At 49.5% G+C, this 15,814-nt stretch carries 16 protein-coding genes, 2 tRNA genes and 1 pseudogene; 9 read left to right on the top strand and 10 right to left on the bottom strand.

Annotation, left to right across the window (positions count from 1 at the left end; translation table 11 throughout):
* Positions 1–44: 44 nt before the first annotated feature.
* Both FZP57_RS07055 and FZP57_RS07050 read right to left on the bottom strand, forming a co-directional pair.
* A complete protein-coding gene (locus FZP57_RS07055) occupies positions 45–380 on the bottom strand; it encodes a hypothetical protein (RefSeq protein WP_074359353.1) in 336 nt (111 codons plus the stop codon).
* Positions 352–510 carry a hypothetical protein gene (locus FZP57_RS07050; RefSeq protein WP_191216136.1) on the bottom strand — a complete coding sequence of 53 codons (159 nt, stop codon included), beginning with the start codon at positions 508–510 and terminating at the stop codon, positions 352–354. The genes FZP57_RS07055 and FZP57_RS07050 overlap by 29 nt, the downstream gene beginning before the upstream one ends.
* 207 nt (positions 511–717) lie before the next feature.
* Here FZP57_RS07050 and FZP57_RS09525 point away from each other — a divergent pair, with 207 nt between their 5' ends.
* Both FZP57_RS09525 and FZP57_RS07045 read left to right on the top strand, forming a co-directional pair.
* Positions 718–1,161, top strand: coding sequence for a carboxypeptidase-like regulatory domain-containing protein (locus tag FZP57_RS09525; protein WP_238337883.1), 444 nt, complete (start codon positions 718–720; stop codon positions 1,159–1,161).
* Positions 1,158–5,147, top strand: coding sequence for a DUF11 domain-containing protein (locus FZP57_RS07045; RefSeq protein ID WP_238337882.1), 3,990 nt, complete (start codon positions 1,158–1,160; stop codon positions 5,145–5,147). The genes FZP57_RS09525 and FZP57_RS07045 overlap by 4 nt, the downstream gene beginning before the upstream one ends.
* Before the next feature lie 181 nt (positions 5,148–5,328).
* On the opposite strand, the gene FZP57_RS07040 is transcribed toward FZP57_RS07045, so the two are convergent.
* On the bottom strand, positions 5,329–6,267 hold the full coding sequence (locus FZP57_RS07040) for a calcium/sodium antiporter (protein WP_074359352.1): 939 nt from the start codon (positions 6,265–6,267) through the stop codon (positions 5,329–5,331).
* 157 nt (positions 6,268–6,424) lie between these two features.
* On the opposite strand from FZP57_RS07040, the gene hypD reads away from it, so the two are divergent.
* The 6 genes from hypD (at position 6,425) to pscS (ending at position 12,175) form a co-directional block, all read left to right on the top strand.
* Complete coding sequence (gene hypD, locus FZP57_RS07035) at positions 6,425–7,471, top strand: hydrogenase formation protein HypD (RefSeq protein ID WP_191216135.1); 1,047 nt, start codon at positions 6,425–6,427, stop codon at positions 7,469–7,471.
* A gap of 11 nt (positions 7,472–7,482) precedes the next feature.
* Complete coding sequence (locus FZP57_RS07030) at positions 7,483–8,151, top strand: phosphoglycolate phosphatase (RefSeq protein ID WP_191216134.1); 669 nt, start codon at positions 7,483–7,485, stop codon at positions 8,149–8,151.
* A 4-nt stretch (positions 8,152–8,155) separates the two neighbouring features.
* Positions 8,156–9,448, top strand: coding sequence for a TldD/PmbA family protein (locus FZP57_RS07025; RefSeq protein WP_191216133.1), 1,293 nt, complete (start codon positions 8,156–8,158; stop codon positions 9,446–9,448).
* A 59-nt stretch (positions 9,449–9,507) separates the two neighbouring features.
* Entirely contained in the window at positions 9,508–10,500 is a 993-nt protein-coding gene (locus FZP57_RS07020) for a radical SAM protein (protein ID WP_191216132.1), read from the top strand.
* 27 nt (positions 10,501–10,527) lie between these two features.
* Positions 10,528–10,965 (top strand): nucleoside-triphosphatase, encoded by a 438-nt coding sequence (locus FZP57_RS07015; protein ID WP_238337881.1) that lies wholly within the window; start codon positions 10,528–10,530, stop codon positions 10,963–10,965.
* Between the two features lie 73 nt (positions 10,966–11,038).
* Positions 11,039–12,175 carry an O-phospho-L-seryl-tRNA:Cys-tRNA synthase gene (gene pscS, locus FZP57_RS07010; protein ID WP_191216131.1) on the top strand — a complete coding sequence of 379 codons (1,137 nt, stop codon included), beginning with the start codon at positions 11,039–11,041 and terminating at the stop codon, positions 12,173–12,175.
* 27 nt (positions 12,176–12,202) lie between these two features.
* Here pscS and FZP57_RS07005 read toward each other — a convergent pair whose 3' ends face one another.
* The 4 genes from FZP57_RS07005 to FZP57_RS06990 form a co-directional block, all read right to left on the bottom strand.
* Positions 12,203–12,610: a GyrI-like domain-containing protein gene (locus FZP57_RS07005; protein WP_074359807.1), complete on the bottom strand. Its 408-nt coding sequence runs from the start codon at positions 12,608–12,610 to the stop codon at positions 12,203–12,205.
* A 14-nt stretch (positions 12,611–12,624) separates the two neighbouring features.
* Positions 12,625–13,068, bottom strand: coding sequence for a universal stress protein (locus FZP57_RS07000; RefSeq protein ID WP_074359346.1), 444 nt, complete (start codon positions 13,066–13,068; stop codon positions 12,625–12,627).
* Positions 13,069–13,070: 2 nt separating this feature from the next.
* On the bottom strand, positions 13,071–13,547 hold the full coding sequence (locus FZP57_RS06995; protein WP_074359345.1) for a TIGR00288 family NYN domain-containing protein: 477 nt from the start codon (positions 13,545–13,547) through the stop codon (positions 13,071–13,073).
* Between the two features lie 184 nt (positions 13,548–13,731).
* Positions 13,732–14,379 carry a TetR/AcrR family transcriptional regulator gene (locus FZP57_RS06990; RefSeq protein WP_191216130.1) on the bottom strand — a complete coding sequence of 216 codons (648 nt, stop codon included), beginning with the start codon at positions 14,377–14,379 and terminating at the stop codon, positions 13,732–13,734.
* A gap of 151 nt (positions 14,380–14,530) precedes the next feature.
* Here FZP57_RS06990 and mtrA point away from each other — a divergent pair.
* Positions 14,531–15,067 (top strand): annotated as a pseudogene (gene mtrA / locus FZP57_RS06985) (tetrahydromethanopterin S-methyltransferase subunit A); the annotation flags it as partial.
* Between the two features lie 139 nt (positions 15,068–15,206).
* On the opposite strand, the gene FZP57_RS06980 reads toward mtrA, so the two are convergent.
* The 3 genes from FZP57_RS06980 to rpsJ all read right to left on the bottom strand — a co-directional run bounded on the left by FZP57_RS06980 (position 15,207) and on the right by rpsJ (position 15,812).
* Positions 15,207–15,291 (bottom strand) — tRNA-Ser (locus tag FZP57_RS06980).
* Positions 15,292–15,330: 39 nt separating this feature from the next.
* A tRNA-Ser gene (locus FZP57_RS06975) sits at positions 15,331–15,415 on the bottom strand.
* 88 nt (positions 15,416–15,503) lie between these two features.
* Positions 15,504–15,812: a 30S ribosomal protein S10 gene (gene rpsJ, locus FZP57_RS06970; RefSeq protein WP_074359342.1), complete on the bottom strand. Its 309-nt coding sequence runs from the start codon at positions 15,810–15,812 to the stop codon at positions 15,504–15,506.
* Positions 15,813–15,814 lie beyond the last annotated feature (2 nt).

The raw sequence follows: 15,814 nt of genomic DNA, 5'->3' as shown, positions 1-15,814 counted from the left end.
ATGATCCCCTGAAATTATTTCGTTATATGTGACTATAACGAACATCACTTTATTATCATGACCTCACCGCACCCGGTCTCACTGCGGTAGGATGCCCTCTGAATCTCTGTGTTACACAGTCTGAATTCATCAAGAACCCCACTCAGATACCTTGACCTCCTCCTTTTATGGACATTATTCACCGGGAATATTCTGACCTCCCCTCCAACCCTCAACATCTCCCTGATGGATTCAACGTGGAACATGTAGCTCAAACGATCTTCATAGAGGAAAAGGAGGTTTGATGAGAGCACAAGGTCGAATTCCCCGTCATCGAAGAGTAGGGCGGGCAGTTCACCGGCAACGTAACCATCAGGGTCTTCTGAAAAACAAAGAAACACCCTGAAATGCTACTGAAGGTTCACCGGCAACGTAACCATCAGGGTCTTTACGGTAGTCCCTGATGAACATCTCATGGACAATTTTCCTGTACTCTGAAAGACCCCTACCTATGAAAACAATGGGCTTCATACATCTAACATGTATTTTATTATATAAATTAATTCCTCTAAATGGCAGGATTTACATCAATCAATGTATATATGACCATTAAGATTGAGAGATTTTTCTAATTTTTTTGAAAACACTTCCAGAATTCCCGTTCTGATGGAATATTATAAATAAATGAATTCACATAATATACAGATGTGTAAAAAAAATGTAAAGGGGGGGTGAAAAATGAAAAGATTTACACTGGCACTTTCGGTTTTACTGCTGCTACTTACAGTGGGAAGCGTCAGTGCTGCAGATTATGACGATCAAAATGACTCAGATTCTCTTATAACAGGTACGGTGACGTACTGTAACGATTCAGAGCCATTCGAAGGAGTCGTTATTGATGTTACCTCCACGGCAGGTGATAGAGTTGCATCAACTATAACAGGACCTGACGGCACCTACAGCGTATCCTTCAGCTCACCTGAGAGGACATTTATCGTCTCAGCAGTCGCACCGGGCCACGTTATACCCTCAAGGACAGTCACACTGGATGACTCCGGGAGGGCCACAGCTGATTTTAAACTGGGAACACTCAATCTAACAAAGGGTTCATGGGACATAGTAGGACTTGACCGCAACGATGTGAATACCGGTCGAACCAGTATCTCATACAGATCCGTGTGAGGAACGATGCCCTGACCACCGCAAACAATGTAACTGCAAACCTCACATTCACAACAGCCAACCCATACATTAACCTTGCACAGAATGAAACAGCAATCAAGTACCTTGGTGACATACCACCCGGGGTAACTGTGGACGTATTCTACCTTGTGGAGATAACAAGAACACCATTAGCCCATCTCACATCAAGGAATTATACCGTGACCGTAGGCGGAACCAACACAGGATCAGCAGACACCATAGATGGAATCCTCTACGTTGAAAGACTCAACTCACAGAACCGTAATGACGTGGTTTCAATAAGTGTAAGCAACCCAACACCGGCCATAGGGGATGTGATTGCAGTTACCGTTGTATCAACAACTGCATCAGCAACCTATGACATCGTTAACCTTCCGCTCACAAATTACAACCCCTTAATACTCCAACCCATCAATGTCACAGTAACCTACGGGCCGAACACAAGCAACAATATACGTATTGATTCACCGGGACAGACCAACTTCGTCTCTGTATGGCTCTTCAATGTAACAGGGGCTGGTGTCACAAGGCTCTTTGGACTCATAACCGACAGAAGCGGTTCAAGCTACCATTACAAGTCAGACTATGGGGAGAACATTACAATAGTCGCTGTGGTTAAGTCTGACCTTGCAATAGCAAAATCCGTTAACAACACAGCACCGAACCTCGGCGATGAGGTTAAGTTCACCATAACAGCGGTTAACTACGGACCAAACAATGCCACAGGAGTATACGTGACAGATATTCTACCACCGGAACTCATATTCCAGTCAGCCACAGCATCAAAGGGCACCTACAACAGCACAACGGGAATCTGGTACATCGGCGACCTTGACTACTTTGAAACAGCAACCCTTAACATAACAGCCATCGTTAACTCAACAGGACTCATAGTTAACAATGCAAACATCACGGGTAACGTCTCAGACCCCAACATGGAGAATAACTATGCATCAGCAACCATCAATTCTCCACCGGCATCAGACCTCACCATTGACAAGACTGTGAACAATCCTATGCCCTACGTGGGTGAAACAATCCAGTACACAATCACGATAAGTAACAGGGGACCTGATAACGCAGCCAATGTCGTGGTGGAGGATGTTCTACCGGCAGGCCTTATACCAGTAAGTGCAACGCCATCAAAGGGCACATACCTGCTCGGTGTCTGGAACGTGGGTGAACTGAACTACCTTGAAATCGCAACCCTGACAATAATTGCAAGGGTTAACGCGACGGGTGTACTTGAGAACTTCGCCAACATCACATCACCGAACTTCGACCCCAACCCGGATAACAACAACGCAACATGTGAAGTTGAGGGTGTACCCTCAGCAGACCTCAGGATAGTCAAACACGTGGATAACAGAAGTCCCAATTATGGATCAAACGTGACCTTTACGGTCACCGTAACCAACCTTGGACCAAGCACGGCCACTGGCGTCACGGTCATAGATGTACTCTCAGAGGGCCTTGAATACATCAGCCACAGCCTCACCAGGGGTACCTATAACAGCACAACTGGAGTATGGACTATAGGAACACTGAACTACCTTGAAGCAGCAATACTTAACCTCACGGTCCTTGTTAACACTACAGAGGATGCCAATAACACGGTTTCAGTGACGGGTAATGAATATGACCCTGACAGGACAAACAACAACGCTGCATCAACCCTGAACGCTGTATCTGCAGATCTGAACATCCAGAAAACCGTTGACAGGCCCGTTATAAATAACGGTGAGACCGCCACGTTCACCATCATAGTCCGAAATGCAGGTCCTGATACACCATCAAATGTCACTGTAACGGATCTCTTACCTGCAGGCCTATCACTGTTATCCTACACGGTCACACAGGGTTCATTTAACGACACAACTGGAGTGTGGACTGTTGGAGAACTACCCGCACTCTTCCAGGCAACCATGACGCTCCTTGTGAGGGCCACGCAGGCAGGCTTCCAGACCAACATCGTCAATGTTTCATCTGAACTACCTGACCCATTCCCTCAGGACAATGTGGATGCTGTAACTGTTACCGTGATGCCTTCAGCTGACGTTATGGTTACAAAGACAGCGAATAACACTTCACCATACTACCTTGAGGAGGTCACATTCTACATCATGGTGACAAACCTTGGACCGGATAATGCGACTGTTGTGAGGGTGGTTGACACTCTACCTTCAGGTCTGGTCTATCTGGCTCATCAGGCATCAGCAGGGGTCTATTTCCCTGAATTCAATGTATGGACAGTTCCTGTACTTTCACCGGGAGCATCAGAGACACTTAACCTGACGGTACTTGTAAATGCGACAGGTACCTTAGTAAACACAGTCTCAGTAACAAGTGCTGAATACGACCCTGACCTCACAAATAACTTCGCTTCAGAGGTTATGAATGGTGAGGAGATCGCTGATATCGCGGTGCAGAAGACGGTTCTCGTGACACCCATAAATAACGGGCAGACCACAAACTTCACGGTGACGGTAACAAACAACGGACCAAGCGGCGCAACTGGTGTGGTTGTAACCGACTTCTTACCAGCCGGACTCTTAATAGTGTCCTCCACGGTCACGCAGGGTTTATTTGATAGCTTAACCGGCGTCTGGGATGTTGGCAGCCTTGCAAATGGATCATCAGCTGTACTGACACTTGAGGTCCTTGCAAATGCCGTGGGTGTATTCATAAACTATGTGAATGCATCAGCATATCAGTATGACCCGATACTGTCAAACAACAATGCAACGGCTCTACTTACTGTGAACCCATCTGCGGACGTCGCGGTAACCAAGACGGTGAGCAACAGCACACCAAACTATGGTGACGTCATAGTATTCTACATCACGGTCACCAACAATGGACCTGACAATGCGACTGGCGTAACCTTAACAGAGTCTCCACCTGCTGGACTTGTGCACATCTCACATGTGGCATCACAGGGTGTATGCGACCCACTGGCATGCCTCTGGGTTGTAGGTTCACTGGCAAGCGGTTCATCCGCAACCCTGAACGTCACTTTACTTGTGAACGCTACAGGTGAATTTGTAAACAGGGTCCAGGTTGTGGCATCAGAGTTCGATCCGTACCCAGAGAACAACACAGCAAATGTAACGGCCAATGTTCCTCCGGCTGCTGATATTGTGGTTGAGAAGGTTGCTAATGTGACTTCAGCCAATTACAATGACACCGTCACTTTCACTGTGACTGTGAGGAACCTTGGACCTGACACTGCGATGAATGTTGTGGTGAGTGATGTCCTGCCGGTTGGTCTTGTCTATCAGGGTTACGTGGCTACTAAGGGTGTGTATGATTCTGTGACTGGTGTCTGGAACGTCGGTGACCTCTTGAATGGTGACGTGGCTGTGCTTAATATCACGGCTCTTGTGAATGCTTCCAACACTACACTGGTGAACAATGCGAGCGGCTCATCTGATGTGTATGATCCTGACCCTGAGAACAATAATTCAACGGCAACTGTTGATGTTGGTCCATGGGCTCAGCTTACCATCTCCAAGTCTGTTGACAGGCGTGCTGTGCGTGTTGGCCAGAACGTGAAGTTCACCATCACGGTGACCAACGAGGGACCCGACACTTCACTGAACACCACGGTAATTGAGAACCTATCAGGTTCATTCAGGTTCATCTCATCCAATGCAAGTAGGGGTTCATTCAACCCATCAACGAAGCTATGGACAATAGGAGACCTCACAGCAGGTTCAACAGCCGTCCTTGAGATCGTTGTACAGGTCCTTGAAAGGGGAAGGTTCGTCAACATAGCTACGGTGAGTTCTGGATCAGGAGCTGATGAGAACAGTACCGAGGTTATCGTTGATGTCACAGAACCAGAACCGGAACCTCAGCCAGAACCAGGCAAGATTCCTATGCAGCCAACAGGTGTCCCTGTACTCATCCTCATAGCGGGATTCCTGCTTGCTGCTGCAGGATCAGTCATCAGCAGAAAATAAAAAAACAACTTTCCTTTTTTATATTTTTTTCCCTTGAATTGTGCTAGTTTTCTTCATGAATACCTTATGAGAGCTTACCCAAGTTAAGGCTCTGATACTGTAGCATGGCCGATAGTTTTCATGCGAAGTATTCTCAGTGAGATGGAATAATTGGGGGGGACCATGCAGGTTTTCTCTGTTTTCATGTGAGGTATATTCTTACTGAGGCATACAGGATGTAAATTATGAGGAGGGAGGCCCCCTCGGTCCTTCTAAGTTCCATGTCCGTCCACATGAAGTACATCAGAATCAGTGTCACGGCTATGAGCACAGGGGCGTCAAGGATAACTGAAAGGGGCTCTACGGGGATTTTAACGAAGAGGGAGGGTATTCCAATACCTATGAGTATGTTGAATATGTTACTGCCGAGGACGGTGCCGAGGGAAAGGCTGCACATGTGTTTCCGTGCGGAGTTAACTGCAACAACCAGCTCGGCAAGACTTGTACCAATTGCAAGGGCGAAAAGACCGATTATCATTTCGGGGACGCTGGCTATTTCTGCAATTTCAACCGCACTGTAAACAAGAACCCTGCACAGGATAACAAGCCCTATAAATCCTGTAATGGCATAGAGGACGGTTTTTGGTTTAATCTCACCCTCCACTTGGGGGTGGTTCAAGTAGTATCTCCTCTGCTTCTTTATGAGTATCCGGAGGTAGATGGCGTAGAGCAGAAGCAGCACGGCACCGGCCAGGAATCCAACCATCCCCATAATCATGAAAATAAGGAGTAGGATTATGCTCAGGAGGCCGAAGAGGCCGTCCCTTTTGATCTCATCCTGGTTTGTTGTCACGGCACACGACAGGGTGGTGGATATCCCGATTATCCCTGCTATGTTCCATATGTTTGACCCTATAACCACACCAACACCGAGGTCAGGGTTTCCTGTTAGAACGGCTATCATTGCAGATCCGAATTCAGGCAGTGAGGTGCCTGCAGCAGCCACCGTAACACCCAGCATGATCTGGGGTATCCTCAGGGCTCCTCCAATATCAACTATGCTGTCCACGAAGATGTCCGCTGATTTTATGACACCGAGAAGAGATGCGATGAAGAGAAATATGAGGATGATGACTGACATGTATAATCTGTTTACTCACCATCAACGATATATTTTTTCTGCTGCCAGCTTCCTGAAACAGCTTTCTATACCTCTGTGGATGTCCTTGTTATGAAAACAATTCTATATATATGGATCATGAGAAATAGACCCTTAAGTGGAATTTGGTGGGTAACACATGAAGAATCTTGCAAGGGAGATAGTCTCAAGGATAAATGAAATAGCCAGACCAGTGAAGATAATGCATGTCTGCGGTTCACATGAACACACCATAATGCAGCACGGCGTCAGGTCCCTCCTGCCGGAGGAGGTTGAGGTGGTCGCGGGTCCGGGCTGCCCTGTCTGCTGTGTACCTTCAAGGGAAATCGATGAATGCCTTAAACTCGCAGAACAGGGGGTCACCATAACAACCTTTGGTGACATGCTCAGGGTCCCCGGCTCGAAGGGTTCACTTGCAGATGCAAGGGCCGATGGGGCGGATGTAAGGATAGTCTACGGTGTCAGCAACGCCGTTGAAATAGCAAGGAAACTCGATAATGAGGTGGTCTTCATGGCAGCCGGCTTTGAAACAACAGCACCCACAACGGCATCCGAGATACTCTCAGGGCCCCCTGAGAACTTCTCGGTCCTCTCATGCCACAGGCTGATACCACCAGCCCTCAGGTTCCTTATAGAGTCTGGTGAGGTGAACCTGAACGCCCTCATAGAACCGGGACACGTATCAACCATTATAGGCATGAAGCCATATGAGCCCTTCTCAAGGGACTACGGGATACCCCAGGTCATAGCAGGCTTCAACCCCTTGGATATCCTCATGGCGGTCTACATGATACTCCGCCAGATCAACAGGGGGGAAGCCAGGGTTGAGAATGAGTATAAGAGGGCTGTCAGACCGGAGGGTAACCTGAAGGCCCAGGAGGTAATGGATGAGGTCTTCTATATCACCGAGAGGGAGTGGAGGGGATTCCCGACCATACCCGACTCTGTATATGAGATAAGGGATGAGTTCTCCCAGTACAATGCAAGGGAGAAATTCGATATAGAAGTTGACGAGGTTGTTGACACACCTTCAGGGTGTATCTGCGGAGCAGTCCTCCGCGGTGTTGCAAGGCCAGAGGACTGCACACTCTTCAGGGACCCCTGCACCCCCACCAACCCTGTAGGCGCATGCATGGTTTCAAGGGAGGGGACCTGTAACATAGCCTACCGTTACAGTTCCCTCTGAGGTGCGTCAGGTTGAAGGCCGTTGCAGTGGACATCGATGGCACGATAACGGATACTGCCAGGAAGCTCTGCCCGGAAGCATTAAAGGCCATAAGGATGCTTGAATCCAGAGGTATACCGGTGATACTCGCCACAGGGAACATCCTCTGCTATGCAAGGGCGGCCTCAGTACTTATAGGCACCAGCGGAGGCATCGTGGCGGAGAACGGTGGAGTCATATACGCTGATGAGGAGGTAAGGGTCCTCGGGAACATCCAGAAGGCGCTGGATGCATATGGGCACCTAAGGCGCTTATACCCTGTCAGGAAGGTTCAGTTCTCTGAACTGAGGGTTTCTGAGGTCGCCCTCACCCGTGAAGTGCCTGAGGAGGCTATAAAGGAGGCCCTCAGGGACTTTGACGTCGAGGTCTATGATACAGGGTTTGCCATACACCTCACCGACCCTGCCGTCAGCAAGGGGTCCGGCCTTGAGATGGTGGCAGCTTCAATGGGGCTGGATGCCTCCAGGATAATGGCCATCGGTGACAGGGAAAATGACATTGAATTCCTTGAAGCGGCAGGGTTAAAGGTGGCTGTTGCAAACGCGGACCCTGAGCTCAGGGAGGTGGCTGATTACGTGACAGCTGCACCCTACGGGGATGGTGTGGCGGAGGCCATCCATAAATTTATACTTAAGGGGTGATCTGATGTTCGAAATCGGAGAAAAGACTCTTAGATTAGCTTTAAGGGATGCTGAAATGGCTGAGGTCTACATTGAAAGGGAGGACGCGGTTGAACTGCAGGTGCAGCGTGAAAGAATAGACTTTGCAAAGACAGAGACCATCACGGGTATCGGCGTGAGGGTCATAAGGGATGGGAGGATGGGCTTCGCATACACCTCGGACCCCTCCGGTGTGGATGAAACGGTAAGAAGGGCCATCGATAACCTCGGCATAGGAGACCCCGATGAAAACTTCGGCATCTCAGAACCATCAGATTACCCCTCGGTTAAGGGGGTCTTTGACGGCTCATTCAGGGACCTTCAGGTTGATGACTACGTGGATGTGGCGCGGAGACTTGTGGACAGGGTCCTTGAGGATGGCTGCGCCCCCACAAGCGGGGGGTTCTCAGCGTCACTGCTTGAAACATTCATCATGAACTCGGAGGGTGTTGAAGCATCATCCAGGTCAACGGGCTTCTCAGCCCACATATCCGTGAATGCAGAGAAGGGCGGTGTGAAGACAACGGCCTATGAATCTGATTCATCATGCAAATTTGACCTTGACCCTGAATGGATAGCCGGGAGGGCCTGCAGGATAGCATGGAACTCACTGGGGGGTGAAGCCATTGAAACAGGGGACATGCAGGCCGTTCTTGATTACCATGCAGCAGCAGGCTTACTCGGGACCTTTGCAGAGTCCTTCAGCGCAGAAAACGTGCAGAGGGGAAGATCCATCCTTGCAGATAAACTTGGATCCAGGATAACATCATCGGGACTCACGGTGTATGATGACGGCACCCTCCAGGGGGGTCTTCGATCAGGACCCTTTGATGGTGAAGGGACGGCCTCCCAGCGAACTGTGCTTGTAGATGAGGGTGTTCTTGCCGGTTACATCCATAACATCTACACCGCGTCCCGTGCATCAGCAGAGAGCACTGGTAACGGCCTCAGGGATTACTCTGACATACCCGGGGTATCGCTTACAAACTTCATCCTTGACTTTGATGATGCTGAACCCCTTGAGGATTGCGGGGGGATATTCGTAACCGATGTCCTGGGGGCCCACACGGCAAACCCCATATCCGGTGACTTCTCTGTGGAGGCAAACAATGCCTTCCTACTGGATGGAGGGGAATACAGGCCGGTTAAGAAGGCCATGATATCTGGGAACATCTTCAGTCTAATGGAGGGGGTCTCATGCATTGAAATGGAGGAGAGGCAGATAGGCCCCTTCATACTGAAACCATTACTTGTTGAGGGTGTGCGCGTGACCGGTTGAGGTGGATTAACCTGTTCCCGTCACTGATTTACGGTCAGCTGCAGGTCTGGTTGAGTGAAATGTCTGTTAGGAGGGTGCTCGGTCACTACTTTGCGGTGAGGGATAACCTTAAGGAGGCAAGGTTCCTTGTTGCAGCAAGGACACCTGCATCATTCAATCCAGATTCGGGTCTTGAAGAGCTCTGGCTTGAACATGAGAGGATAGCCCGCGGGAGGAGGTGCGATGATAACTGCACAAGGTCATTCCTCGACCTTAAAATTGAGATAGCCCGACGAATTTTCAGTAAATGCTCCCTGTGCCCATGGATGTGTGGCGTTGACCGTTCGGTGGGCAGGGGGCACTGTGGTGTTGGAGACCCCCACGTGGCATCCGAGTTCCTCCACCATGGTGAGGAGGAGCCCCTGGTGCCAAGCCACACCATATTCTTCGCCGGATGCACCATGGACTGCGTCTTCTGTCAGAACTGGGACATATCATGGGACCCATCAGCCGGGAGATACATACCGGAGGATGAACTCGCATCAGTCATAGAGGAGAGAAGGCGTGATGGATCAGCTAACGTCAACTTCGTTGGCGGAGACCCCACCCCCGCCATCCCTTACATACTCAGGGTCCTCTCGAGGGTATCGGTCAATGTCCCGGTGGTATGGAACAGTAACATGTACATGTCAGGGGATGCCCTGGGGCTCATCCTGGTGGTGGCTGACCTCTACCTTACCGACTTCAAGTTCGGTAACAGTGACTGTGCAGAGAGGCTTGCAGGGGTCAGGGACTACTTTGAGGTTGTCTCAGGGAATCACCTCATGGTATCATCGGAGGATATGATAATAAGGCACCTTGTACTCCCCGGGCACCTTGAATGCTGCACAAAGCCCATACTCTCATGGATAGCAGAGAACCTAGGGGAGGAGACGGTTATAAATATCATGGCCCAGTACCGGCCCCTCTACCGTGCAGCTGAACACCCTGATATTTACCGTTACCCGTCAATGGCTGAGATAAGGGAGGCCCGGAGATGGGCGCTGAAGCTTGGCTTTGAGAACATTCTATGATGTTTCAGTGTGTATGGAGGTTTCTCTGTGAAGATTGTAATCACCGGCAGACATGGTAGCGGGAAGAGCACGCTGGTTTGGAGGATAAGGAGTTACCTTGAGGAGACCGATAGATCCACAGGGGGTATCATAACACCTGAAATCAGGGAGGGATCCTCCCGGAGGGGATTTGAGATTGTGGATATTAAATCAGGGAGGAGGGCTGTTCTTGCAGCATTAGATATCAGGGGGCCCCGCGTTGGAAGGTATGGTGTCAGTGTGGAGGCGGTTGATGAAGTGGCTGTACCCGCACTGAGGAGGGCCATGGAGGAGGATGAATACGTTATCATTGATGAGATAGCCCCAATGGAACTTAAGAGTGAGGAGTTCAGGGGGCTGGTTGATGAGCTCTTCTCATCAGGGGTTAATGTCATCGCAGCCGTCCACAGGGGCCTCGTTCAAAGTATAAAAAAGAGGGGGACATAAAGTTATTTGTAATAAACCCTGAAAACCGTGATGATATTTACAGGGAGATAATCGATTTACTCGGGTGATGCTCATGGAATGCTCTGATTATGGACTTACAAGGACCCTTGAAAGGGATAATCTCAACCTGAACCCGCTTCAGCGTGGCGGTGTCCTGCCAGCCGCGGCAAGGAAGGCGCTGTATGAGTTTGGTGATGGTTACAGTGTCTGCGATTACTGTGAGGGCCGCCTGGACCAGATCCCAAGGCCGCATGTTAACAGCTTCCTTGATGACCTTGCAGATTTCATAAAGGCGGATGCGGTCAGGACGGTCCACGGTGCCAGGGAGGGAAAATTTGCAGTCATGCACGCCCTCTGTGAGGAGGGGGACACAATCGTGGTTGATGGCAACGCCCACTACACCACCCACCTGGCTGCTGAGAGGAACGGCCTTGAAATTGTGGAGGTGCCGTCAACCGGGCACCCTGATTATGAGATAAAACCTGAAACCTACAGGGAGGTTCTTGAGGAGACCCTTGAGGAGACTGAGGTTAAACTGGCTGTACTCACCCATGTTGATGGGAACTACGGCAACCTCACCGATGCAGCTGCTATTGCGGGTATATGCAGGGAACTGGGGGTCCCCCTGCTCCTGAACTGCGCCTACTCCATGGGCCGCATGCCGGTGGAGCTTAAAACCCTGAAGGTGGACTTTGTTGTTGGCAGCGGACATAAGAGCATGGCGGCCTCCGGGCCCATAGGGGTCCTGGGGATGGGTGCTGAATGGGAGGATCTTCTCCTTAAGAGGTCCCCAAGGCATGAGAAGAAGGAGGTTGAGCTCCTTGGCTGCACCAGCAGGGGGGCGCCCCTCGCAACCCTCATGGCATCCCTCCCCTATGTACGGGAGAGGGTTTCACGATGGGATGAGGAGGTTGAGAGGACAAGGTACCTGGTGTCTGAACTTGAGAAGATGGATGGTGTGAGGCAGATAGGTTTAAGGCCCAAGGAGCATGACCTTGTCAGGTTCGAAACCCCTGTATTCCATGAGATAGCATCTTCACATCCAAGGAGGGGCTTCTTCCTTTACGAGGAACTTAAAAAGAGGAGGATAGTCGGTATAAGGAGGGGTCAGACCAGGTGGTTCAAGTGCAGTGTATACGGGATGACTGACCGGCAGGTCCAGTACATCATAGACTCATTCAGGGAGATCGTTGAGGAAAACAGGGACTGACTGCCGACGCACCTGAAAAGGGAGGGGTTACAGGACCACTGGGAACTGCACTTCCCTTGTCTTTTCATGGTAGATCTCCCTTGGAGCACCTATAACATCAAGTTCATTCTCTTCAACGTAATTTACAAGTTCTTCATATGCACTCTCCCTGTCCTTGGAGTACTCTGTTGAGATAACGGTGTGGCCGGGTACCGTCACGATCTTCACCCTTCCGTCACCTGTGGCTTCTCCCTTCACAGGGAACCCAACATCGTATCTTCCTTCATCCTTCAGGGGTGCTGTGTAGAATATTACGGTGGGATCACCGTCCACAGCGAGTTTCTCTGACTCTATGAACTCTGAGACTTCCTCCAGGAGTCCTTCTGCTTCAACAAGCTTACCTGTGAATGTTATGAGTGCAAGTTTTTCATCATCAATCCTTTTTTTGCTTATCATATCCATCACCATCATCATCCTACAACCATTATAGGGGTCTCCGCTGATCTGAGGACCTTCCTGGTAACGCTCCCGGATATTATCCTGTCAAGGCCATGCTTTCCGGAGCTCCCCATCACGACAAGATCAACCTCCTCGTCCTCCATGACTTCGAGGATGACCTCTGCAGGGTTACCCTCAAGTATACGGGTCTCCAGGCTGCAGCCCACCATGTGGCCTTCCCTCTGCATGGACTTAAATTTATCCATGAGGGTTTTCACAGCATTCTCTGCCTGATTCCTCAGTATCTCCTCGAGCCTTGCATTAACGTTATCTTCAAGTAATTTACGGTAGGATGTGTCAACAACACTTATACCGAGTATCTCTGCATTGCTGTACCCTGCAAGGGTGAAGGCATGGTCTGTTGCCTTTTCAGCGTCCCTGGAGCCGTCGGTGGGTATCATTATCTTCCGGTACACCGCTATACACCTTCACTTTCAAGTATTATTGAGTCGTCCGCCGAGTTCTGCAGGGCCACGCTGAATCCTGGCTCCGCCCCTATTACTATGGTTTCCTTACCGTTCTCCTTTGCTATGTTTATGAGGGGGAGGAAATCCGCGTTTCTTGTCATAAGGGCAACCACATCAATGTTGGGGTTGTGTATCAGTTCAAAGGCCTCCACGGCGAGCTGCACATCAACGTCACCTGCAACTATCATGGGGGAGAACCCCTGGTTTACAACTGCCTCTATCAGTTTGTCTGAGGCGTACTGGTTCAGGAGGACCTTACCTATCTTCAGGTTTCCCCTGTCAACTAGGAGGTTCTTCACCACGTCAAGGTCTGAGCAGAATTCCTTTCTGAGCATGTTCGGGCCGTCCACTAGGAGCCCGAGGTTTTTCATGTCCTTTATACTGTTATGGATTATCACGTATTCTCCGAGTTCATCATGAATCTTCATTTTTTTTCCTCACTTAGATTAGATTTACTTTTAATACCTTTATGTATCTAAAAGTTTATATACTTAAGTCTGTCCAGGGGTTCTTTATGGGCTGACGGTACATTCTGGCGGTACCGTGTTTGAGAACCGGCTGTTATCTTCCATGGCAGGGGGGATATCTGATAAAATTCAGGTCCCTGCGTCCCTATACCTTTTCCCTGCTCCCGGGTCTGAGTGCTGCTTCAAGAAAGAGTTCAAGGTCATCCCAGAACCTGTCCATGGGGATGTTCCTGGCCTTAAGCACCATCTTTGATGGGAGGTCAAGGTTAAGTGCATTTATGGTCAGTGTATGGATGTATATTGATAGCGCCACAGGGTCCAGGTCACTGCGGATGCTCCCATCCTGCATTCCCTCCATTATGGCCTCCACCATGATCCTCCACATCCCTGTCCTGAGGTCCACGATCTCCCTTGCATCGGGGCTTTCACTGAGCTCAAACCTTTCTGTACCGCTGTAACAGTAGATTCGGAAGTAGTCAGGGTGTTCCTTTGAGAAGTCGTAGAGTGCCTTGGTCATGGCCCTGACCTTACCGTATCCGTCGGTGTCGAGCCTTAAACAGTCCCTGTACATGTCGTGGAGTATCCTGACACCGTAGAGGTTCACTGCAAAGAAGAGGGCCTCCTTGTTTTTAAAGTAGTAGTAGAGGAGGGCCTTGTTGACTTCTGCCTCCCTGGCTATCTCGTCCATGGTAACCCTGTCGTATCCCTTTGCAAAGAAGACCTTCTCTGCAGCCTTTATGATTTCCTTTCGCCTTTCTTTTCTTTCACGTTCTCTCCTGGAATTGGTGGACATGCCCGGATTTCACCTCTATGCTGCTGTTCTATGGTATATTCTAATTCTTTTAAAACACTTATTGCATCGAAAACCTTATATAGGATTAACTCCAAGTTAAACTTTAACCATTAGTTAAAATTTAACTGGTGGTTAAATAGGAGGTATTTCTATGGTCAACAAAAGGGAGGTACCAGAGGAATGGCCCCACATAGTTGGAGATTACGAGGTTGGCGACTCAGAAAGCCCGGTTGCAGTTGTAACCCTCGGGTCCCATATGGGTGATTCACCTGTAAAGGCAGGAGCAGCCATTGCAGGACCACTACACACCGAAAACCTTGGCATAGAAAAGGTTGTCGGGAATGTTGTTGCAAATCCAAACCTCAGGTTCCTAGTCGTGTGCGGTGCTGAGGTCCAGGGCCACATAACAGGTCAGAGTATAAAGGCGCTCCATGCCAACGGTGTTGACCCTGAAAGCGGAAGGATAATCAATGCAACCGGCGCCATCCCCTACATAGAGAACATGCCTGATGAGGCAATAGAGAGGTTCCGCCAGCAGGTGGAACTTGTTGACATGGTGGATGTTGAGGACATGGATGCTATCAGCTCAGAAATAAAGGAATGTGTAATCAAGGATTCCGGGGCCATGGAAGAAGAAACCCTGATACTGAAAATCAAGGAAGATGATAAGGATAAAAAGGTGGAGCAGAACACCTAGACCTATTTTTATGGGGTCCGGCCGAATCACTGGTCGGCCTCTTCCTCCTTTAATTGGCCTGATGTCTTATTTTTAACCGTCATGGAATCATAACCAGAACATGATACTGCCTTATAAATCTGATTTTTTACGCCGGGACTGGGATTTGAACCCAGGAGGAGCAAAGCTCCACAAGATTTCCAGTCTTGCGCCTTACCTGGCTAGGCTATCCCGGCACAGGGGAGCATGTTAAACAGTTCAGAAAAAGTTTTAAACGCCGGGACTGGGATTTGAACCCAGGCGGAGAGAATCTCCACGGGATCTCAAGTCCCGCGCCTTACCTGGCTAGGCTATCCCGGCACTCTCGGATAAAAGAGATTGATAAACAGTATCTTATATACTTTTTGGTTTTTTTGGGGTAATTTAGTTATAGGGGGTTTAACCCCAGTTAACTTTTGAGTTCAATTTCAATACTGACATTGTCAGGCACATTCACCTTCATAACCTGGCGCATGGCCCTCTCATCAGCCTCTATACCCACAAGCCTCTTGTGGATCCTCATCTCCCATTTTTCCCATGTTGCGGTTCCCTCACCATCAGGTGACTTCCTTGTCGGGACCACAAGCCTCTTTGTTGGGAGCGGTATCGGGCCTGACATGTCAACGCCTGTCCTCTCAGCGATCTTCCTCAGCTGGTCGCAGACGTATGCCAGTTTTTCAGGGTCTGTCCCTGTGAGTTTAATCCTTGCTTTGTGCATTT

This window comes from Methanothermobacter sp. THM-1 (assembly GCF_009914355.1).
Classification (GTDB): domain Archaea; phylum Methanobacteriota; class Methanobacteria; order Methanobacteriales; family Methanothermobacteraceae; genus Methanothermobacter; species Methanothermobacter wolfei.
This window is presented reverse-complemented; position numbering and strand designations above follow the sequence as displayed.

Coding starts and splice junctions, on each gene's coding strand:
- FZP57_RS07050 (WP_191216136.1), bottom strand. CDS start 510: ATGAAGCCCATTGTTTTCATAGGTAGGGGTCTTTCAGAGTACAGGAAA.
- FZP57_RS09525 (WP_238337883.1), top strand. CDS start 718: ATGAAAAGATTTACACTGGCACTTTCGGTTTTACTGCTGCTACTTACA.
- FZP57_RS07040 (WP_074359352.1), bottom strand. CDS start 6,267: ATGTCAGTCATCATCCTCATATTTCTCTTCATCGCATCTCTTCTCGGT.
- hypD (WP_191216135.1), top strand. CDS start 6,425: ATGAAGAATCTTGCAAGGGAGATAGTCTCAAGGATAAATGAAATAGCC.
- FZP57_RS07025 (WP_191216133.1), top strand. CDS start 8,156: ATGTTCGAAATCGGAGAAAAGACTCTTAGATTAGCTTTAAGGGATGCT.
- FZP57_RS07020 (WP_191216132.1), top strand. CDS start 9,508: ATGTCTGTTAGGAGGGTGCTCGGTCACTACTTTGCGGTGAGGGATAAC.
- pscS (WP_191216131.1), top strand. CDS start 11,039: ATGGAATGCTCTGATTATGGACTTACAAGGACCCTTGAAAGGGATAAT.
- FZP57_RS07005 (WP_074359807.1), bottom strand. CDS start 12,610: ATGATAAGCAAAAAAAGGATTGATGATGAAAAACTTGCACTCATAACA.
- FZP57_RS06995 (WP_074359345.1), bottom strand. CDS start 13,547: ATGAAGATTCATGATGAACTCGGAGAATACGTGATAATCCATAACAGT.
- FZP57_RS06990 (WP_191216130.1), bottom strand. CDS start 14,379: ATGTCCACCAATTCCAGGAGAGAACGTGAAAGAAAAGAAAGGCGAAAG.
- rpsJ (WP_074359342.1), bottom strand. CDS start 15,812: ATGCACAAAGCAAGGATTAAACTCACAGGGACAGACCCTGAAAAACTG.